Here is a 3,833-nt window from a genome sequence, read left to right as displayed (position 1 = left end):
GACGCTTCCTTTGTACTCACCCTCTCGGGCTTTCCTCCGGGCTTTCGCTCTTCGTTCTTGCGTTTCCGACTCTATCAGATCCTTTCGGGCCTGACTCCCGGTCGAAGCGGGATTTGCCTTCCAGGTCTTCGCTTTCGCGTTTCCCTTTCCGGCGAGTCCGACTCTATCAGAAGTTTTCCACCGGATTTCCCGGCTTCGGATTCCTGGATGAGGAGTCGAGTACGTACCCACAGAATTCGATTCGGGGGGTACGAGGGGGTCTTGCTGATGGCTGCCGAACTTGTGCAGTTCCAGGCAACCGTTCGACTCTACAACTGGGCCCCCAGGCTGTCAAAACGAGCGCCTCCATGCCCCGGGGTACGTCGAAGCGCCCGTACGGACAGGCAGCCCACCTGGCCGGCGTCCTTGTCGCGGAGGCCATCAGCCACCAAGGCCTGCCCAACCGCGCACGCATCGCGCCCGTCTTCGGCGCCAGCTCCTCCTCAGCGGCACTGACCACGTTCCGCCACCGCGTCCCGCGTCATCTGGCGAAACGAACACAGCGCCGATATCTGCTTGCGCGCCCCTCGCCGCCCGGGCCAACGTCGCCTGACACCTCACGGAGGAGAAGACGATGACCACGGAAGCCCACAACGCCGATCACGAGCTCATCCAGGCCGCCGCTCGAGTCGCTCGCGATCGCTGCCGGGGCGACAACCACACCGTGGCAGCCGCAGCCCGCGCACAGGACGGCCGGATCATCACCGCGGTGAACGCCTACCACTTCACAGGAGGCCCCTGTGCCGAGCTGGTCCTCATCGGCACGGCAGCCGCCCAGGGCGCCTACGAGCTGGACACGATCGTCGCCGTGGGCGACCGCGACCGAGGAGTCATCCCCCCGTGCGGCCGGTGCCGTCAGGTCCTTCTCGACTACTTCCCCACCCTCAAGGTCATCGTCGGCAACAACGACCGCCGGCGATCCGTCCTCATCACCGACTTGCTGCCCGAAAGCTACGTCTGGGCCGACCACCAGCTCGACGCCGGGTAGACCGCGCCGCTGTCCGACCTCGGGCAGCGTCTGATCGGAGCCGTGTCATGGGCGTCTGGTACATCCTGCCCATGACGTTCCTGGCGGTGGTTGAAGGTGACGCGGGTGGGTGGCGCGTCGATCGGGATGCGCTAGTCGCCGGATGGGCGACCCCCGAAACTGACGGACGCCGAACTGCTGTGCCTGGCCGTCGCCGAGGTCCTGCTCGGCTTCCCGGCGCGGCACTGGGTCCGCTTCGCCCACGCCCGCCTGGGCCACCTGTTCCGCTACCTGCCCGAGCGGTCCGCCTATAACAGCGCCCCAACTCCGCTGGACCGCTGGACCGCTGATCAGCCAAGTGATCGAGGCTCTGGCCCGCTGCCATGTGCTGCCTCACGAGAGACGGTCAAGCGATCTGCCCTGGCCGGCCGCTGCGGCTACGGCTACTGCCGCTGCGATGCCTTCAGTGGTCGTAGGCGATCAGTGAGCGTTTGACTGGGGCGCCGGTGGTCCAGTTGTGCCAGGTGCCGGCGGCCAGGGCGAGGAGTCGTTGTCCGGTGCGGGCGAAGGCTCCGGCGGCCCCCGGGCGACCTTGCCGTGTCCGACGGGCCGTCCTTGCGGTCCGGCCGCACCAGGTGCACCCCATCGCTCCCGTGCAGAAGGCTTCACAGGCCTTCCCAGCGAAGCCCTTGCCGGCCAGGATCACCTGCCCTGGGCAAACGAGGCGATGGTCGCGTTCCAGGAGCGCGGCCATCACTTCCCGCTCGCCGGTCTTGGGGTCGGCCAGGCACCAGGTGACGGGCATGCCCGAGGCGGTGGTGACCAGGTAGAGCCGAAATCCCCAGAAGAACCGGGAGTGGCTGTCGGCGGTTCCGCTCGCGGTCGAAAGCGGGTGGGCGGCCGCCGGCCCGGCCGCGCCGTTGGCGGTTGGCGCGTTGGTCGTCCGGCTGGGCGCCTCGTCTCCGCAGGCCGTCCCGGGTCGGGGGCGGGGGCGGGATGAGCATCGGGCTGTCCCCGCCTTGGCCGGGCGAGGTCAGCCAGACCAGGGGTCGGCACCGGCTGTCGGCCAGCAGATGGACCTTGCTGGTCAGCCCGCCCCGGGCGTCGCGTCCTGGGCGGTGGCGCCGGCACCTGTCTGCAAGGTCGACCGACCAGCGGCGGGGGCGTTCGTACACGGTGTGCCAGGTTCCGCAGCGTTCGGGCAGGTCACGCCAGGGAATGCCGGTCCTTGTCCGGGCCCATCCGCTCCCACTGAGCATGCGTCAGTTCAGGCCGGCGCACGATGACGGCCTCTTGCCCGGAACGCCAACAGATCCACCATCCGGACGGCCCTGGTGACTGCAACGCGCTGAGCTCAGCCCGCAGTGCCGAGGCGGAGGACCAGGGCGGAGTTCACGGTGTCGGTGATACCCGGCCGCGAGCCGGGCACCGCATGAGGCCCGGCGTCAGCAGGGCCTGGTGGTCGGCCTCAGAGACCGCTGGCGGTGGGCCCGCAGGCCTGAGCTGACAGGAGGCACAAGGCGGAGCCGGAAACGGGCTGCGGAGGCTCCTTGCATCAGCGGTGTCGTGCCCCCCCTCAGAGAGTCCAAGACGCGGTCTCGGTGGGCATGGACAGCGGAGAAGATGGCCTGGCTCGGTCCCGGAATGCACGTATCTGGACGGGTCGGGCTGGCGTGGGCGCGAACTTGCCTTGGCCGTCTCGGCGCCGCTGCCGCAGGTGATCGTGATCCAGGCTTCTCAAAAGCCGCCAGAGCCAGTCCTTGTGCTGACGTATCCGTCCACGCCTCCACCCGTGGTGTGGCGGCGGATGGTTCGCAAGCGAGGCAGCCAGGCTCAGCAGAGCGGTCCAGGTGAATCGCACGCCGGAGCCCTCCGGCATCCGGGCGCCGTCCTGCCCCGCGGGCACACGTCGTCTTGAGGAGCAGGTCGCCGGTCGCCGGTCGCTGGTCGCCGGTCGCCGGTCGCCTCCAGGAGACACTCCGGCGGGGTGAGCTTCGAGGTCAGAGGTTGACGCGCTTCAGGTAGACGCGGCTGCGGTGGGGGATGGTCTGGTACCAGAGCATCAGGTGCTCGTCCTCGTACGTACGCAGGCGCATGGGGCTGGGGTCTTCGTAGAGGCTGCCGTCCTTGGGGTCGATGGCCATCGACGCGAGGTCGACCAGGCCCTCCATGACGACCGCGACCAGCTCCTGCTGCTCCGCGGGCATGTCGCCGAGCACCCACAGCCTGCTCGGATCGCATTCCCAGGCCCAGCCGGCCTCGTTCTCCGCTCCCTCACCCCGCAGGGTCACTGACCGATCTCCCGCTGGGCCTCGGCGAGGATGCGGCTGCTGGTTTCCATGGCCGCTTGGAACTGGGCCTCCGTGGCGGCCGGGTCGCCGGCGGTACGTTCGGCTTCCAGCAGGGCCGCGGCCCGGGCGGGCCGTCGGTGGATGGCCACGTGCGTGGCCCACTTGATCAGGAAGAAGCGGAGCGGGTTGATGGCACCCGTCTCCGCAGCGCGGTCGAACGCCGCATGGCATTCCCTGTCGAACTCGGCGAGGTGCGCCATGTCGATGCGGCGCACTGCGTCCCGCAGGGCTTCGCGCGTCATGGCCGGCTGGGGGATGAGCGGACCGTCGTCTTCGAGGTGCTGTGCTGTCATCGTGCCTCCAGGGGAACGTGGCCAGGATAGCGACCGGCCCTGTCGGAAGCCCCTTAAACGCAGAAAAGCCCCGTACCGGATACCCGGCACGGGGCTTTCTACAATGATTGTTCGGCGGCGTCCTACTCTCCCACAGGGTCCCCCCTGCAGTACCATCGGCGCTGAAAGGCTTAGCTTCCGGGT

Annotated in this window: 3 protein-coding genes, 1 rRNA gene and 2 pseudogenes; 1 reads left to right on the top strand and 5 read right to left on the bottom strand. The window is 68.7% G+C overall.

Translation table 11 applies throughout. The features are described 5' to 3' along the window. Window positions 1-613 precede the first annotated feature (613 nt). A complete protein-coding gene (locus tag ACIBAD_RS37535) occupies window positions 614-1,027 on the top strand; it encodes a cytidine deaminase family protein (protein WP_398911536.1) in 414 nt (137 codons plus the stop codon). 442 nt (window positions 1,028-1,469) lie between these two features. On the opposite strand, the pseudogene ACIBAD_RS37530 reads toward ACIBAD_RS37535, so the two are convergent. The 5 genes and pseudogenes from ACIBAD_RS37530 to rrf all read right to left on the bottom strand — a co-directional run. Next, window positions 1,470-1,880 (bottom strand): annotated as a pseudogene (locus tag ACIBAD_RS37530) (IS982 family transposase); the annotation flags it as partial. After that, a pseudogene (locus ACIBAD_RS37525) lies at window positions 1,867-2,241 on the bottom strand (transposase); the annotation flags it as partial. The pseudogenes ACIBAD_RS37530 and ACIBAD_RS37525, both read right to left, overlap by 14 nt. 765 nt (window positions 2,242-3,006) lie before the next feature. Then, window positions 3,007-3,297, bottom strand: a complete 291-nt coding sequence (locus ACIBAD_RS37520; protein ID WP_134073168.1) for a hypothetical protein — start codon at window positions 3,295-3,297, stop codon at window positions 3,007-3,009. Continuing rightward, window positions 3,294-3,650, bottom strand: a complete 357-nt coding sequence (locus tag ACIBAD_RS37515) for a DUF6247 family protein (protein WP_051696693.1) — start codon at window positions 3,648-3,650, stop codon at window positions 3,294-3,296. Before ACIBAD_RS37515 ends, ACIBAD_RS37520 begins: the two co-directional genes overlap by 4 nt. A gap of 109 nt (window positions 3,651-3,759) precedes the next feature. Then, window positions 3,760-3,833 (bottom strand): 5S ribosomal RNA (gene rrf / locus ACIBAD_RS37510); the annotation flags it as partial.

The sequence above is a fragment of the Streptomyces sp. NPDC051109 genome, from assembly GCF_044455885.1.
Classification (GTDB): Bacteria; Actinomycetota; Actinomycetes; order Streptomycetales; family Streptomycetaceae; genus Streptomyces.
The sequence above is the reverse complement of the archived record's forward strand: the minus strand, read 5'-3'. Positions and strand labels throughout refer to the sequence as shown.

What these genes read in the sequence shown, in the direction of transcription:
- ACIBAD_RS37535 (WP_398911536.1), top strand. Translation starts at nt 614, where the DNA reads ATGACCACGGAAGCCCACAACGCCGATCACGAGCTCATCCAGGCCGCC.
- ACIBAD_RS37515 (WP_051696693.1), bottom strand. Translation starts at nt 3,650, where the DNA reads ATGACAGCACAGCACCTCGAAGACGACGGTCCGCTCATCCCCCAGCCG.